Annotated in this window: 16 protein-coding genes; 11 read left to right on the top strand and 5 right to left on the bottom strand. The window is 52.7% G+C overall.

Annotated features, from left to right (window positions below):
- Positions 1–65: 65 nt before the first annotated feature.
- A complete protein-coding gene (locus MY052_RS13495) occupies positions 66–821 on the bottom strand; it encodes an oligogalacturonate-specific porin KdgM family protein (protein ID WP_248537175.1) in 756 nt (251 codons plus the stop codon).
- Between the two features lie 424 nt (positions 822–1245).
- Here MY052_RS13495 and MY052_RS13490 point away from each other — a divergent pair, with 424 nt between their 5' ends.
- From MY052_RS13490 to bglB, 3 genes are read left to right on the top strand one after another with little or no spacing between them, the layout of a single operon-like run.
- Positions 1246–2418 (top strand): oligogalacturonate lyase family protein, encoded by a 1173-nt coding sequence (locus MY052_RS13490; protein WP_248537174.1) that lies wholly within the window; start codon positions 1246–1248, stop codon positions 2416–2418.
- Complete coding sequence (locus tag MY052_RS13485; RefSeq protein ID WP_248537173.1) at positions 2415–3707, top strand: ABC transporter substrate-binding protein; 1293 nt, start codon at positions 2415–2417, stop codon at positions 3705–3707. Before MY052_RS13490 ends, MY052_RS13485 begins: the two co-directional genes overlap by 4 nt.
- A 9-nt stretch (positions 3708–3716) precedes the next feature.
- The gene (bglB, locus tag MY052_RS13480; RefSeq protein WP_248537172.1) at positions 3717–4826 is read left to right on the top strand and encodes a beta-galactosidase BglB; all 1110 of its coding nucleotides are present in this window, start codon (positions 3717–3719) and stop codon (positions 4824–4826) included.
- A gap of 19 nt (positions 4827–4845) precedes the next feature.
- Here the strand turns inward: bglB and MY052_RS13475 are convergent, their stop codons facing one another.
- Positions 4846–5694 carry a helix-turn-helix domain-containing protein gene (locus tag MY052_RS13475; protein ID WP_248537171.1) on the bottom strand — a complete coding sequence of 283 codons (849 nt, stop codon included), beginning with the start codon at positions 5692–5694 and terminating at the stop codon, positions 4846–4848.
- Between the two features lie 192 nt (positions 5695–5886).
- On the opposite strand from MY052_RS13475, the gene MY052_RS13470 reads away from it, so the two are divergent.
- From MY052_RS13470 to MY052_RS13460, 3 genes are read left to right on the top strand one after another with little or no spacing between them, the layout of a single operon-like run.
- Positions 5887–6777 (top strand): carbohydrate ABC transporter permease, encoded by an 891-nt coding sequence (locus MY052_RS13470; RefSeq protein WP_248537170.1) that lies wholly within the window; start codon positions 5887–5889, stop codon positions 6775–6777.
- Positions 6770–7672, top strand: coding sequence for a carbohydrate ABC transporter permease (locus MY052_RS13465; protein WP_248537169.1), 903 nt, complete (start codon positions 6770–6772; stop codon positions 7670–7672). Before MY052_RS13470 ends, MY052_RS13465 begins: the two co-directional genes overlap by 8 nt.
- Positions 7673–7684: 12 nt before the next feature.
- Positions 7685–8812: an ABC transporter ATP-binding protein gene (locus MY052_RS13460; RefSeq protein WP_202215861.1), complete on the top strand. Its 1128-nt coding sequence runs from the start codon at positions 7685–7687 to the stop codon at positions 8810–8812.
- 48 nt (positions 8813–8860) lie between these two features.
- Here the strand turns inward: MY052_RS13460 and ribA are convergent, their stop codons facing one another.
- Positions 8861–9451 carry a GTP cyclohydrolase II gene (gene ribA / locus MY052_RS13455; RefSeq protein ID WP_035896308.1) on the bottom strand — a complete coding sequence of 197 codons (591 nt, stop codon included), beginning with the start codon at positions 9449–9451 and terminating at the stop codon, positions 8861–8863.
- A 167-nt stretch (positions 9452–9618) separates the two neighbouring features.
- Here ribA and pgpB point away from each other — a divergent pair, with 167 nt between their 5' ends.
- From pgpB to yciH, 5 genes are all read left to right on the top strand, one after another.
- Positions 9619–10344 (top strand): phosphatidylglycerophosphatase B, encoded by a 726-nt coding sequence (gene pgpB / locus MY052_RS13450; RefSeq protein WP_248538943.1) that lies wholly within the window; start codon positions 9619–9621, stop codon positions 10342–10344.
- A 168-nt stretch (positions 10345–10512) separates the two neighbouring features.
- Positions 10513–10821, top strand: a complete 309-nt coding sequence (locus tag MY052_RS13445) for a LapA family protein (protein WP_035896309.1) — start codon at positions 10513–10515, stop codon at positions 10819–10821.
- A gap of 6 nt (positions 10822–10827) precedes the next feature.
- Complete coding sequence (lapB, locus tag MY052_RS13440; protein ID WP_035896310.1) at positions 10828–11997, top strand: lipopolysaccharide assembly protein LapB; 1170 nt, start codon at positions 10828–10830, stop codon at positions 11995–11997.
- A gap of 148 nt (positions 11998–12145) precedes the next feature.
- Positions 12146–12880, top strand: coding sequence for an orotidine-5'-phosphate decarboxylase (gene pyrF, locus MY052_RS13435; protein WP_035896311.1), 735 nt, complete (start codon positions 12146–12148; stop codon positions 12878–12880).
- On the top strand, positions 12880–13206 hold the full coding sequence (yciH, locus tag MY052_RS13430; RefSeq protein WP_035896312.1) for a stress response translation initiation inhibitor YciH: 327 nt from the start codon (positions 12880–12882) through the stop codon (positions 13204–13206). Before pyrF ends, yciH begins: the two co-directional genes overlap by 1 nt.
- Before the next feature lie 168 nt (positions 13207–13374).
- Here the strand turns inward: yciH and osmB are convergent, their stop codons facing one another.
- The gene (osmB, locus tag MY052_RS13425; protein WP_035896313.1) at positions 13375–13590 is read right to left on the bottom strand and encodes an osmotically-inducible lipoprotein OsmB; all 216 of its coding nucleotides are present in this window, start codon (positions 13588–13590) and stop codon (positions 13375–13377) included.
- A gap of 294 nt (positions 13591–13884) precedes the next feature.
- A complete protein-coding gene (yciT, locus tag MY052_RS13420; RefSeq protein WP_035896314.1) occupies positions 13885–14634 on the bottom strand; it encodes a DNA-binding transcriptional regulator YciT in 750 nt (249 codons plus the stop codon).
- Positions 14635–14700 lie beyond the last annotated feature (66 nt).

The following is a 14700-nucleotide window of genomic DNA, read 5'->3' as shown; positions in this document are numbered from 1 at the left end:
CGCTAGCGTGGCATGTTGAACAGAAACGCGCCTCTCACGCCAATCCGGCGTGAGAGGAATAATGCTTATTTAAAGGTGTAAACTACCCCCATACGCAGACGGAACTGGCGCTCGGTGGATTTTGACGAGCGGCCAATGTCGCCAAAGGTGACATACGGTTTCCACTCTTTTTTATCCCCAAGTGAATAGTCAAACTGCCATTCCTGCTCGTAATCGTAGTTCTGGTTTCCCCAAAGCACTTCATCACCGTGCTTGTAGATGAATTTGTAGGTAGTAGAGAAACGGTCCAGGGTATAGCGTAAATAGAGATCGCCACGGTTAACGGTGCGATGTTTATTGGTGCTACAGGATTTATCACCGTTATATCCGCAGTCTGGGTCGTTAGCATAATCAGTCAGTTCAAAACGATACATCCCTCCTATAGCCCAATTTTCATTAATCGTATACCAGGGTACAAATCCGAATTTCCATTCCGTTCTTTCACTGTTGAATTCGGGTTGGATGAGTGGCGCTATTTTAAAATTACCGAAGGTAAACGATTTCGATAATGTAAGTTCGACGGCGTTGATGACCGGATCATTATACCATTTATCCTGCGGATCATTGCCACCTGTCTTGTATTTAGTTTCAATTGAAAAATTATAATTATCCGGCAAGGCCGCAGACATGTTTAGTTTGTCATAGTGAGTACGGTCACGCACTCGGTACTCATGACGGTAGTCGAGGCTCAGCGAGCGGATTGGAGAGCTATATTCTTCAGCCAGTACAACGTTACTGGTTAATAAAACGCAACCTGCTATAAGGTATTTACCGGATAACATAATAATTCTTTCCTCGTTATTATTTGAATAAGGCATTAAAAATGCACTCAGTTCACTCCACGTAAGTCTGCTGAGGTATTAATTGCCGCTGCTGGCAAGCTTTCGCTAAATGAACGCCAGTAGTTAAGCATCCGTCGCTGAGTTAAAACCTTTATAAAACCACCAACTGTTTAGTTTTTTTGTCGGGAAAGCTAAGAAAGATATTTGTCATGTTAAGAATGTGAGCATGGCTGAAATTATTCATGATAACGCTGCAACCTTTGTTATTGCGTCACCCGGTAACAGGCTTTGTCTTTATTTCAAAGGTTATTGTCGGAGCGCCTCGGCATGCTGTGAGCGACTCCTGTCAGCCTGGCCTGATGGGAGAATCCGCATCCTGGGATGCCTTTGAATCGACCAGACAACTCCTGACATTGAGGACACTATGGCAAAGGGTGATGTCACTCCACTGACGTTTACATCTGAAATTGACCCCGTCACGCAGGTTCGCGTGGTACGGCTAACGCCGCGGGATCGTATCTTTCATCGCAACTACTTCTATCAGAAGTGCTTTTCGCAGCAAGGCAGGCAGCTGCTGATTGGCGGTGTGGATGAAGGCAACTGGAACTACTGGCTGCTGGATTTGCAGCAGCATACGCTGCGTCAACTGACGGAAGGCCCTGGCGACAATAGCTTTGACGGCTTCATCACGCAGGACGACAGCGCACTGATCTTTATGCGGCAGAACCGCCATATCGTCCGTGTAGAACTGGATAGTTTGCGCGAAGAGATTCTCTATGAGCTGCCTTCACAGTGGGTCAGTACCAGCGCCTGGGCACCAGATAGTACCGGCAGCAAGATGATTGGTATGTCGTTATCGGCGGAAACCTGGATACCGCTGAATGACTGGAATGATTTCCAGCGTCAGTATCATATGAACCCGACAACGCGTTGCGAAGTTGTCGACCTCGCTACTGGACGAACCGAGATTCTGTTTGAAGAGTCGCGCTGGCTGGGGCATCCCGGTTTTCGTCCGAACGACACCAACACCATCATGTACTGCCATGAAGGGCCACACGATCTGATCCGTAACCGCATCTGGCTGTACGACCGCCAGACCGGCCTCTCCACGCCGGTCAGCCAGCCGGAGGCGGAAACCTTTACCCACGAATTTTGGGTGCCTGACGGTTCGCGCATCGTTTTCGTCTCGCTGCATAAAGAGACGCATCAGCGGCACATTTGTCAGACGCTGGCCGGTAGCGTGCAGAGTGAGAAGGTGATGGAAATGCCCGCCTGTTCGCATCTGATGAGTAACCACGACGGGTCGCTCCTGGTCGGTGACGGCTGTGGTACACCGGTTGATTTAACCGATGAGGGTGGCTATACGGCGTTAACCGACCCGTGGCTTTACCTGTTTGCGCCAGACCAAAAGCACACGCGCAAAATTACCCGCCACGACACCTCCTGGCGCGTTATCGATGGGCAGTGTCAAGCAAGCCATCCGCATCCCTCTTTTAGCCCGGACCTAAGCCATGTGCTCTATACCTCTGACCGCGATGGTTTGCCTGCCGTCTATCTGGCGGAGATAGCCCCTTTACTAAAAGGAAGCTCTAAATGAAAAAGATCGCCTTCTCATTAATGCTCGCCTGTAGCGGCATTCTGTGCGCGACACCGACCTTTGCTGATGACAGTGATACGGTGACGCTGCGCGTGGCCTGGTGGGGCGCTAACTCTCGCCACCAGAACACGCTGAAAACCATCCGCGCCTTCGAACAGGCGCACCCGAATATCAAGGTGAAAGCGGAGTATACCGGCTGGGATGGCTTCGTATCACGCCTTTCCACGCAGATAGCCGGGAAGAATGAACCTGACGTGATGCAGCTCGACTGGAGCTGGATTCAGGTGTTTTCACGGTCGGGTAATGGCTTTTACGATCTTAACCAGCTCAGCAAAGAGGTAGGGCTGGACAACTATGCGGGCAAGCTCAGCACCGTAACCGTCAATGGCAAAGTGCAGGGGCTGCCGGTGTCGCTGGTGGCGCCTATTCTCTACTACAACACCGAAACCTGGAAGAAAGCCGGGCTGGCCTACCCGAAAACCTGGGATGAACTCTTTGCCGCTGGTCACGTGTTTAAAGAGAAGCTCGGGGATAACTACTATCCGGCGATCGTCACCACTTCAATGGAGCTGATTAACTCGTGGATGGTACAGAAATACAACCAGCCGATGCTCAATGAGAAAGGGGAGTTCACCTACAGCGAAGCGCAATGGCTGGAGTTTGTACAGGTCTACCAGAAACTGGTTGCCGAGCACGTCCTGCCAAGCCAGAAGTACATTCAATCCTTTGGCAAAGCGCAGCCGTTTGAGATGAAACCGTGGATCAACGGCGAATTTGGCGGCTCAAACCTGATGAGCTCGGCGGTCGCCAAATATGAAGACACCCTGGCACCACCGGCGAAACTCGAAGTGGGGCCATATCCGCTGCTGCCGGGCGCCAAGGATGCGGGGCTGTTTATCAAACCATCGATGATCTTTGCCATCAGCCGCAACACGCAGCACCCGAAAGAGGCGGCGATGCTGCTTGATTTTATGGTTAACCAGCCGGAAGGCGTACAGTTAATGGGGCTGGAGCGCGGCTTCCCGGTCAGCAAAGCGGCGGCAGACTTCGTGCTGAAAACCAATATGGCGCAGCCGAATGACCCAGTGATAACCGGACTAAAGCTGGTCGAAAGCATGCCGTCGGACAACGTCTACGTCTCACCGTACTTTAAAAACCCAGAGATCGAACAGTACTGGCTGGATCTCACCCAGCGGATCGATTACGGCAAAATTAGCGCACAAGACGCGGCAAAAGAGTTTGAACGCACGGCGAAGCGCGCGCTGCGTAAACATGCACCGACGAAGTAAGGGGAGTTCATGGAGAGGAAACAACTGCAGTTTAGCGCCGATGAAACGGTGCTGATGACGGAAAAACTGATTGATGCGCTGGTGAACATTCGCGATGAAAACGGCGCGTTTCTGATGACGCTGGCCGATGGACGCGTGGTCGACACCAAAGGCTGGGGCGGCTGGGAGTGGACCCACGGCGTAGGTCTCTATGGGCTCTGGCAGTACTGGCAGCAAACCCGAGACCCGCGCTGGCTGGCGATTATTGAGCAGTGGTTCGCGGATCGTTTCCGTGAAGGCACGCCGACCAAAAATGTTAACACCATGGCCCCGATGCTGACGCTGGCCTCGGTGTACGAAGAGAATGGCTACACGCCATGGAAGCGCTATATTGAATGCTGGGCCAACTGGGTGATGTACGAAATGCCACGCACCGAGCTCGGTGGTTTACAACATATGACCTTTAATTATGCGCACCATCAACAGCTGTGGGACGACACGCTGATGATGAGCGTGATGCCGCTGGCAAAAGCGGGCCTGGTGCTGAATCGCCCGGAATGGGTTGAAGAGGCCAAACGGCAGTTTCTGCTTCATTCTCAGTATCTGTGTGATGCCCCGACGGGGTTGTGGTATCACGGATGGAATTTCGCGGGCCGACACCACTACGCCAAAGCGCTGTGGGGGCGAGGTAATAGCTGGGTAACGGTGGCAATCCCTGATTTTATTGAGATGCTCGATTTGCCACAGGGCGACCCGATTCGGGAATTCCTGCTAGGGCAACTCTCGCGTCAGGTTGCTGCGCTGGCGGAGCGGCAGGATAAAGAGAGCGGACTCTGGCACACGCTGCTGGATGACCCAACTTCCTACCTGGAATCGTCCGCCTCGGCAGGCTTTGCCTACGGCATTCTGAAGGCGGTGCGTAAGCGCTATATTGATAAACATTTCCTGGCGACCGGGGTCGCGGCGGCGGAAGGCGTCATGCGGCAGATTACCCCGCAGGGTGAGCTGGAGAACGTTTCTTTCGGCACCGGAATGGGCAAGGATCTCGACTACTATCGCAATATCGAACGTACTTCCATGCCGTATGGACAGGCGATGGCGATGCTGGCGCTGATTGAGTATCAAAATCTGTTTATCTGAGCCACAGCGGCTCTCCGTCTCAGGACTGGAGAGCCGTACGGTGGTTTATCAGCGGAAACAGCCCGTACTTGCGCACCGTGCGCGGCGGCATGCCGAAAAAGAGTTTGAAACGATGAGAGAAGTAGTTGCTGTCGTTAAAACCGCACAGGTAGGCGATATCGGTGATGGACTGCTCCGACGTGACCAGCAGGTTCATGGCATGGCATAAGCGGACGTGAGTAATGTAATCATTCGGTGTGAGCGCAGTAATCGACTGTACTTTACGTTCCAGCATGCGCTTTTGGATATTAAATTTTTGTGCCAGGTAATCAATGCTTAATTGATCATTTGCATAATTGTGATGCAAATAATTTAGCAGATAGATAATAGAATCTTCTTTGGCACAATCATTAGTGGTCTGACTAACATGACCTCGCTGTAAAAACACGACGAGTTGGGTGAATAATGTTTCCAGCATGACGGAACGCCAGGCTAATTCTTTGTTGAGCTCTTCATTTAATAGGTTGGTATAAAATGCACTATGTACGATGGTTTGATGCGTGGCCATAAATTGTTTATTTGGCACGAAGTTAGCCAGCAACATGAGTAGGGTATCCGTCAGGAAGTCGGGATGAATGAGAATATTGAGCAGCGATAGCTTTTCCACTTTCTCAAAATAATGTTCTTCATTCGGCGCGATGATAAACACGGAACCGCAGCTGATAGGCCATGAAATGCCGTCGATAACGTGCATACCGCTCCCCGAAGAGACACAGACCATTTCGTAAAAGTCATGGGCATGCAGGGGACAGATATCCTGATCCGCGATGTGCTTAATCATCAGCGATGCATTTTCAGGAAAATAGGTAGCGTGACGACGCAAAGCCATAGCGGCAGCCTTCAAAAGAGAGATTATTTTCCGACTATAGGGTTTAATCTTTATAAAATGAAATGTTTTTTCATTTTTTTGCTAAAGTTCACAGCTAATTTTTATTAGCTAATATTAAATATGATAAAGATCACTGTACCTCCGATATCACGGAACGTCTTACAAGATATCTTTATTATATTAGAGGAATCTATGAACGAGAATAAGTTATTAGGGCTGGCATGGATCTCGCCGTACATAATAGGGCTAGTGGTCTTTACCGCATTTCCCTTTATTTCGTCATTTCTATTGAGTTTTACCCAGTATGATTTAATGAGCCCGCCGGAATTTAACGGCATTGAAAACTATCGCTACATGCTGACGGAAGATCCGCTCTTCTGGAAATCGATGGCGGTCACCTTCGTCTACGTATTTCTGACTATTCCCGTCAAGCTGGCGTTCGCGCTAGGCATTGCCTTCGTGTTGAATTTCAAACTGCGGGGGATTGGCTTCTTCCGTACCGCCTACTACATCCCGTCTATTCTCGGCAGTTCGGTGGCGATTGCGGTGTTGTGGCGCGCATTATTCGCCATCGATGGCCTGTTCAACAGCATGCTCGGGGTGATTGGCGTTGACCCGATCAACTGGCTGGGCGAACCCTCTCTGGCGCTGATTTCCGTAACCCTGCTGCGCGTCTGGCAGTTTGGTTCGGCGATGGTCATCTTCCTGGCCGCGCTGCAAAACGTTCCGCAGTCGCAGTATGAAGCGGCGATGATTGACGGTGCCTCGAAGTGGCAGATGTTCCTCAAGGTGACGGTGCCGCTGATAACGCCGGTTATCTTCTTTAACTTCATTATGCAGACCAGCGGCACCTTCCAGGAATTTACCGGTCCGTATGTGATTACCGGCGGAGGCCCGACCTACTACACCTACCTGTTCTCACTCTACATCTACGATACCGCCTTTAAATATTTTGATATGGGCTACGGCGCCGCGTTGGCGTGGGTCCTGTTCCTGGTGGTGGCTGCCTTTGCGGCCGTTGCCTTCAAATCGTCGAAATACTGGGTCTTCTACTCCGCCGATAAGGGAGGCAAAAATGGCTAATCTGCACATCATGTCTGCGACCGAGCAGGAGGCTGCACGCGAAGTAGCCCGTACGCTACGTCGCGAAAAAATCAGTCGCTCGCTGCGATATACCATTCTGCTGGTGGTCGGGTTGATGATGCTTTACCCGCTGGCGTGGATGTTCTCGGCATCGTTTAAACCGAACCACGAAATTTTCACCACCCTGAATCTCTGGCCGGTGCATGCCACCTGGGATGGGTTTATCAACGGCTGGAAAACCGGGACGGAATACGACTTCGGTCACTATATGATTAACACCTTCAAATATGTTATTCCGAAGGTGATTCTGACTATCATCTCCTCCACTATCGTGGCCTACGGCTTTGCCCGCTTCGAGATCCCGTGGAAGAAGTTCTGGTTTGCCACGCTCATCGCCACCATGCTGTTGCCAAGTACCGTACTGCTGATTCCTCAGTACCTGATGTTCCGTGAAATGGGCATGCTCAACAGCTACCTACCGCTGTATCTGCCGACGGCGTTTGCCACTCAGGGCTTCTTCGTCTTTATGCTGATTCAGTTCCTGCGCGGTGTACCGCGTGATATGGAAGAAGCGGCGCAGATTGACGGCTGCAACTCCTGGCAGGTGCTGTGGTACGTGGTCGTACCGATTCTGAAACCGGCGATTATCTCCGTTGCGCTGTTCCAGTTTATGTGGTCGATGAACGACTTTATCGGCCCGCTGATTTACGTCTACAGCGTGGATAAATATCCGATTGCCCTGGCGCTTAAAATGTCCATCGACGTGACCGAAGGTGCGCCGTGGAACGAAATTCTGGCAATGGCGAGTATCTCCATCCTGCCATCTATCATTGTGTTCTTCCTGGCGCAGCGCTACTTCGTCCAGGGTGTCTCCAGCAGCGGAATTAAAGGTTAAGAGGGAACTATCATGGCTGAAGTGATTTTTAATAAACTGGAAAAGGTCTACTCCAACGGCTTCAAAGCGGTACATGGTATCGATCTTAACATTGCGGAAGGGGAGTTTATGGTGATTGTTGGTCCGTCCGGCTGCGCCAAATCCACCACGCTGCGGATGCTGGCAGGACTTGAAACCATCAGCGGCGGTGAAATTCGTATTGGCGAGAAGATAGTGAACAACCTGGCGCCAAAGGAGCGCGGGATTGCGATGGTGTTCCAGAACTATGCGCTGTATCCGCATATGACCGTGCGTGAGAATCTGGCGTTCGGCCTGAAGCTGAGCAAGCTGCCGAAAGACCAGATTGAAGCCCAGGTGAACGAAGCGGCGAAAATTCTCGAGCTGGAAGACCTGCTCGATCGCTTGCCGCGTCAGCTCTCCGGCGGTCAGGCGCAGCGCGTGGCCGTAGGCCGCGCGATTGTGAAAAAGCCAGACGTGTTCCTGTTCGATGAACCGCTGTCTAACCTCGATGCCAAGCTGCGCGCCTCAATGCGTATTCGGATTTCCGATCTGCATAAATCGCTCAAACGCTCCGGTAAACCGGCGACCACCGTTTACGTCACCCACGACCAGACTGAAGCGATGACCATGGGCGACCGTATCTGCGTGATGAAGCTCGGCCACATCATGCAGGTTGATACGCCAGACAACCTTTACCACTATCCGCAAAATATGTTCGTGGCTGGGTTTATCGGCGCGCCGGAGATGAACATCAAACCGGCGAGCCTCGTGCGTAAAGACGATGGTCTGCACATCACCGTTGGCCACGATACATTACCGCTTAACGCACAGCAGCAGGAGAAGGTGGCGCACTACGTCGATAAAGCGGTCTGTTTCGGCATTCGACCTGAGTATGTTCATGTCGCAACGCAGCCGTTTGCGCAAGGCGGCGGTCGGGGCACGCTTATCCGCGTTGAGAATATGGGCCATGAGTTCTTTCTCTACATGCAGGTGGGCGATTTTGAACTGACGGCGCGTATGCCTTCCGATCAGGTGAGGTCGATTCTGGAGGCCGGGCTGAATAGCCAGGTGTGGTTCCGTTTTGAGATGGCGAAATGCCATATTTTTGATGCCGAGAGCGAGTTGAATATTTCACTCTAAGCAAGCGGGAAGAGGTCGCCGTTTAGTGATTAAACGGCGACAACGGCGTTATTTACTGAGCAAGTGCCCCATCTTGGCCGCTTTGGTATCGAGATAGTGGGCATTTTTCGGGTTACGGCCCACGATCAGCGGTACGCGTTCAACGATGTTGATGCCCGCTTCGGTGAGGATCTCAACCTTTTTCGGGTTGTTGGTCAGCAGACGCACGGCGTCCACGCCCAGCAGTTTGAACATATCGGCGCAGAGGGTAAAGTCACGTTCGTCAGCGGCAAAACCAAGCTGGTGGTTGGCCTCAACGGTGTCATAGCCTTGATCCTGCAGCGCGTAGGCGCGAATCTTATTTAACAGACCGATGTTACGGCCTTCCTGGCGATGGTACAGCAGGATCCCACGACCTTCTTCTGCAATGTGAGACAGCGCGGCCTCAAGCTGAAAACCACAGTCGCAGCGCAGACTGAAAAGGGCATCCCCAGTCAGACATTCGGAGTGAACCCGCGACAGCACCGGCGTTTGCCCAGTAATATCACCAAAAACCAGCGCGACATGGTCGTGCCCGGTTGCCAGTTCTTCAAAGCCCACCATCAGGAAATCGCCCCATGGGGTTGGCAGTTTGGCTTCTGCCACACGTTTTAGCTGCATGTGATTCTCCAGATTATGTCAGCGCCATCAGCGCCTTCTGTTTTCCTTATTTTGCCACAACGTGCTTTACTTCACCTAATCATGCGCGGATGACCGTTCGTAAAGCGCACAATTTTGACACTTTATTCTTAACCGGGGCGATGACATTGATGAAAAAAGGAAAAGAGATACAGGCCATGGCAGGACGAACGACGCTCGCCGCGGTCATACTGCTGCTGATGCCCCTGGCCGTTTGGTTTTCAGGCTGGCAATGGCTGCCTGAACCCAGCGGTTGGGGGCTTCATGCGCTCTATGCCATTACTGAAACCGTGACCCAACCCTGGGGGATTATCACGCACCTGCTGCTGTGCGCAGTGGTTATCGGGGTGTTGCGGCCGGGGCGGCGCAATGCGATTATCCTGTTTGCCGTACTGAGTGCGACCGTGATGCTGGGGCAGGGGCTGAAATCGCTGGTGAAAGAACGGGTTCAGGAACCGCGTCCTTTCGTCATCTGGCTTGAAAAAACACAGCAAATTCCCGTTGAGCAGTTCTACACTTTAAAGCGTAAAGAGCGGTCGGCGTTGGTGAAAGAACAGCTGGCGCAACAAAATGATATTCCCGGGTTTTTACGTCATCACTGGCAAAAAGAGACCGGATTCGCGTTTCCCTCTGGCCACACCATGTTTGCGGCGACCTGGGCGCTGCTGATTGCTGGCCTGCTGTGGTCACGACGTCGCATGGTTATCGTAGTCGTCGCGATGGCCTGGGCGATAAGCGTCATGGGCAGCCGTCTGCTACTTGGGATGCACTGGCCGTTGGATCTCATGGTGGCGACGGTAATGTCCTGGCTGCTGGCGACGCTTGCCTGTTGGCTAGTGGAATATCTGTGTGGGCCGCTGAAAAAAGCAGCGTAAACGCGGGCGCGGCGAAGAGAATAACGGGAAAGGGTTGATTTTCATCGGTGTTAACCACAGATCTAAGACTTGCTGTGCGCTTTTCCATTTCGTCGTCGCGGTGAAGATGTTATTTTATAAGGCTGGGTGCGGTGTCGACACTGCCGAAGCCACATAACGGGAAGTCATGTGAAATACCTACTCATTTTCTTATTGGTGTTAGCGATTTTCGTCATTTCGGTGACGCTGGGTGCGCAAAACGATCAACTGGTCACGTTTAACTATTTGCTGGCGCAGGGTGAGTTCCGAATCTCAACGCTGCTGGCGGTGCTGTTCGCCGTAGGTTTTGCCATCGGCTGGCTGGTTTGCGGTCTGTTCTGGCTGCGCGTGCGCGTTTCGCTGATGCGCGCTGAACGTAAAATTAAAAGACTCGAACATCAAATGACGCCAGATACGGTGGCTCCGGTTGCGCCGGCCGTCCCGGCGGCGAAGGAATAATTACCTATGCTGGAGTTGTTGTTTCTGCTTTTACCTGTAGCAGCAGCCTATGGCTGGTATATGGGGCGCAGAAGTGCACAACAGTCCAAACAGGACGAAGCGAACCGCCTGTCACGTGACTACGTGACAGGGGTGAACTTTCTTTTAAGCAACCAGCAGGATAAAGCGGTTGACCTGTTCCTCGATATGCTCAAAGAGGATACCGGCACCGTGGAAGCTCACCTGACGCTGGGCAACCTGTTCCGCTCGCGCGGCGAGGTTGATCGCGCTATTCGCATTCACCAGACGCTGATGGAAAGCGCCTCTCTGACTTACGACCAGCGTCTACTGGCCGTGCAGCAGCTCGGACGCGACTATATGGCCGCTGGGCTGTATGATCGTGCTGAAGATATGTTCAACCAGCTGGTGGACGAAACCGACTTCCGTATCAGCGCCTTGCAGCAGCTTCTGCAAATCTACCAGGCGACCAGCGACTGGCAAAAAGCGATTGATATCGCTGAACGGCTGGTGAAGCTCGGAAAAGACAAGCATCGTGGTGAGATTGCGCATTTCTGGTGCGAGCTGGCGCTGCAGCAGATGGGCAACGATGAACTTGATAAAGCCATGTCGTTGCTCAAACGCGGTGCGGCAGCCGACCCGTCCAGCGCGCGCGTCTCCATCATGATGGGGCGGGCATGGATGGCTAAAGGTGATTATGCCAAAGCCATGGATAGCCTCTTGAGGGTGATCGAGCAAGATAAAGAGCTGGTCAGTGAAACTCTTGAGATGCTGCAAACTTGCTATCAACAGCTTGGCAAAGATAAAGAGTGGGAACATTTCCTTCAGCGCTGTGTCGAGGAAAACACCGGCGCCACGGCGGAGCTGATGCTCGCTCAGGTTATGGAGCACAGTAAAGGTGGCGAAGCGGCCCAAACCTACGTCACCCGCCAGCTACAGCGTCACCCAACGATGCGCGTGTTCCACAAACTGATGGACTACCACCTCAACGAGGCGGAAGAAGGGCGCGCCAAAGAGAGCCTGATGGTGCTGCGCGATATGGTTGGCGAACAGGTGCGCAGTAAGCCGCGCTATCGCTGCCAGAAGTGTGGCTTTACCGCCTATACCCTTTACTGGCACTGCCCGTCATGCCGCTCATGGTCGACCATTAAACCTATTCGCGGGCTGGACGGTCAGTAATTTCTAAAAAATCGCCCACTTAGTTACAACATACTTTAATTTCCCCTTCGTTCATCCCTCGGCATTGTGCCTGCACGGTCACGCAGGTAGAATGCTGCCCGTTTACCTTTTCCGCACCCCGCGTGCCCATCAATAAGAAGGTCCAGTCATGTCCGTTGCTTCATCTTCTTCTCGTGTTGCCATCTCCTCTCCTGTTGTCGTTGCCCTTGACTACGATAATCGCGATAAAGCGCTCGCCTTTGTTGACCGCATTGATCCGCGTGACTGCCGCTTAAAAGTGGGCAAAGAGATGTTTACGCTATTTGGGCCGCAGTTTGTTCGTGACCTGCAGCAGCGTGGCTTTGAGATTTTCCTGGATCTGAAATTCCACGACATCCCGAATACCACGGCGCATGCCGTTGCAGCGGCAGCGGACCTTGGCGTCTGGATGGTAAACGTGCACGCCTCCGGTGGCGCCAGAATGATGACTGCGGCACGCGAAGCGCTGACGGCGTTTGGTGCCGATGCGCCGCTGCTGATTGCGGTCACCGTGCTGACCAGCATGGAATCCAGCGACCTGTTGGACCTGGGTATCGCACTGACGCCGGCAGAGTACGCTTTGAAGCTAGCAACGCTGACCAAAAACTGTGGCCTGGACGGTGTCGTCTGCTCCGCACAGGAAGCCGTACGCTTTAAGCAGGAGCTGGGGCAGGCATTCAAATTGGTCACGCCGGGCATTCGCCCAACCGGCAGCGAGGCAGGCGACCAGCGTCGTATTATGACGCCAGAGCAGGCGCTGGAGGCCGGGGTGGACTATATGGTGATTGGTCGTCCGGTCACCCAATCAGCGGACCCGGCGAAAACCCTGCGTGATATTAATGCATCTCTGAATCTGGGGGCGTAATGAGCGACAATAATAGCCGTCTGGTCTATTCGACGGAAACCGGACGTATCGATGAGCCAAAAGCGGCGGTAGTTCGTCCGAAAAGCGACGGCATCGTCAGGATCCAGCGTCAGACCAGCGGGCGTAAAGGGAAGGGCGTGTGCCTGATAACCGGTATCGATCTGAACGACGATGAGCTGACCAAACTTGCCGCCGAGCTCAAAAAGAAATGCGGCTGTGGCGGCGCGCTGAAAGATGGCGTGATTGAAATTCAGGGCGACAAGCGCGATTTGCTTAAAACGCTGCTGGAAGCCAAAGGGATGAAGGTCAAGCTGGCAGGCGGCTGAAACGCTATCTCAAAGACGACCTAACACCGTGCCCTCTCCCCTTTGGTGAGAGGGCACGAGACGGTGCAGCCCGGGCGAGCGCATGCGACCCCGGAAATGCTTCCAACCCTCACCGTCAAATAAAAAGGGCCCCGATTCTCATCGGAGCCCTGATATTCGTATTACGGATTATTTCCCGACCTGGTGGCCGATAATCCCACCTACCGCTGCGCCACCCAGCGTACCCAGCGCGCTACCGTCGGTTAACACAGCACCACCGATTGCGCCAGCACCGGCACCCAGCGCGGTATTACGGTCACGTTTGGACCAGTTAGAACATGCACTCAGAGACATTACCAGCGTCACCGCTAAAACAGCAGCAGTCATTTTTTTCATTGAAGTCATTTTTTTCTCCTGAATATTCTATCCACGGAAAAAGCCCTTTTATTATAGCAATAGCCAGAAGTATTCAGTGCGTATTCCGTGAAGCTTGTTGCGCAGGTTGTAAATTGGGTGCTAAAAGTCACGCAGGTGATAGTTACTTCCTGTTATATCGCTAACATCAATTTTACGATTTTGTGATGTTATCGACAGGTAAAAAGTCTTAATTCAGGGGTAGGATAAGTCTCATAGCGAGACGGGATTCATGACGGTGCGGGAATAGAAGGGAACCCGACGCCAGCAGGCATCGGGTGGGGGTTAAGGCCGTTGGACGATGTTGACGGTCAACCCGGTCTGCTCAAGCTGCAGTTGTTTTTCCGTGGATAAATTATCGTCGGTAATCACCCGGTTGAAATGGTTCATCGGACCGAGCGCATACGGATGGATAGCCCCAAATTTTGAACTATCGGTCAGCACAATCGCTTCACTGCCTTTTTCCAGTACGGCGTTGACGATATCGGCGCGCATCATATCCCGACCGGTAAAACCGGTTTCAGGCTGCCAGCCGTCAATCCCAATAAACGCTTTGCTGAAATGGACCTGCTGAATGTACTGACGCGTCAGTGGGCCCACCATGCTTTCGCTTTTTTTCTGATAGATGCCACCCAGTAGGATCACTTCTCCCGGCGTCTCTTTCAGCAGGTGCGCGATATAGCTGCTGACAGTGATAATGGTGATATCCGGCTGCTTTGCCAGTTCGCGCGCGAGCAGCGCGTTGCTGCTGCCGTTTTCGATGAATACCGTTTCCCCTGGGCGCACCAACGAGGCGGCAAACTCCGCGAGCTCACGTTTGAGGGCGAAGTTGTTCATCATGCGCGTTTCCACGTCTTCACTGTCCAGCGGAACGGCGAATCCATGGGTTCGTCTCAGGTAGCTCTGCTTCTCCAGCAGATTCAGATCCTGACGGATGGTCACTTCCGAAACGCCGGTCATTTTCGCCAAATCGGCGACGCTCATCCGGCCCTTATCGATAACCAACTGTAAAATGGTTTGCTGTCGGGAATTCATAATCAATGCATCAATTTTTCAAGGCGAGGGCGGTCTCGTGATTAAACCACCGCTCGCAGGGCGAAT

This window comes from Kluyvera ascorbata (assembly GCF_023195735.1).
GTDB classification, from domain to species: Bacteria; Pseudomonadota; Gammaproteobacteria; order Enterobacterales; family Enterobacteriaceae; genus Kluyvera; species Kluyvera ascorbata.
The sequence above is the reverse complement of the archived record's forward strand: the minus strand, read 5'-3'. Positions and strand labels throughout refer to the sequence as shown.

Coding starts and splice junctions, on each gene's coding strand:
- yciH (WP_035896312.1), top strand. CDS start 12,880: ATGAGCGACAATAATAGCCGTCTGGTCTATTCGACGGAAACCGGACGT.
- bglB (WP_248537172.1), top strand. CDS start 3,717: ATGGAGAGGAAACAACTGCAGTTTAGCGCCGATGAAACGGTGCTGATG.
- pyrF (WP_035896311.1), top strand. CDS start 12,146: ATGTCCGTTGCTTCATCTTCTTCTCGTGTTGCCATCTCCTCTCCTGTT.
- MY052_RS13490 (WP_248537174.1), top strand. CDS start 1,246: ATGGCAAAGGGTGATGTCACTCCACTGACGTTTACATCTGAAATTGAC.
- yciT (WP_035896314.1), bottom strand. CDS start 14,634: ATGAATTCCCGACAGCAAACCATTTTACAGTTGGTTATCGATAAGGGC.
- MY052_RS13460 (WP_202215861.1), top strand. CDS start 7,685: ATGGCTGAAGTGATTTTTAATAAACTGGAAAAGGTCTACTCCAACGGC.
- ribA (WP_035896308.1), bottom strand. CDS start 9,451: ATGCAGCTAAAACGTGTGGCAGAAGCCAAACTGCCAACCCCATGGGGC.
- MY052_RS13470 (WP_248537170.1), top strand. CDS start 5,887: ATGAACGAGAATAAGTTATTAGGGCTGGCATGGATCTCGCCGTACATA.
- lapB (WP_035896310.1), top strand. CDS start 10,828: ATGCTGGAGTTGTTGTTTCTGCTTTTACCTGTAGCAGCAGCCTATGGC.
- MY052_RS13475 (WP_248537171.1), bottom strand. CDS start 5,694: ATGGCTTTGCGTCGTCACGCTACCTATTTTCCTGAAAATGCATCGCTG.
- MY052_RS13485 (WP_248537173.1), top strand. CDS start 2,415: ATGAAAAAGATCGCCTTCTCATTAATGCTCGCCTGTAGCGGCATTCTG.
- MY052_RS13465 (WP_248537169.1), top strand. CDS start 6,770: ATGGCTAATCTGCACATCATGTCTGCGACCGAGCAGGAGGCTGCACGC.
- MY052_RS13495 (WP_248537175.1), bottom strand. CDS start 821: ATGTTATCCGGTAAATACCTTATAGCAGGTTGCGTTTTATTAACCAGT.
- osmB (WP_035896313.1), bottom strand. CDS start 13,590: ATGACTTCAATGAAAAAAATGACTGCTGCTGTTTTAGCGGTGACGCTG.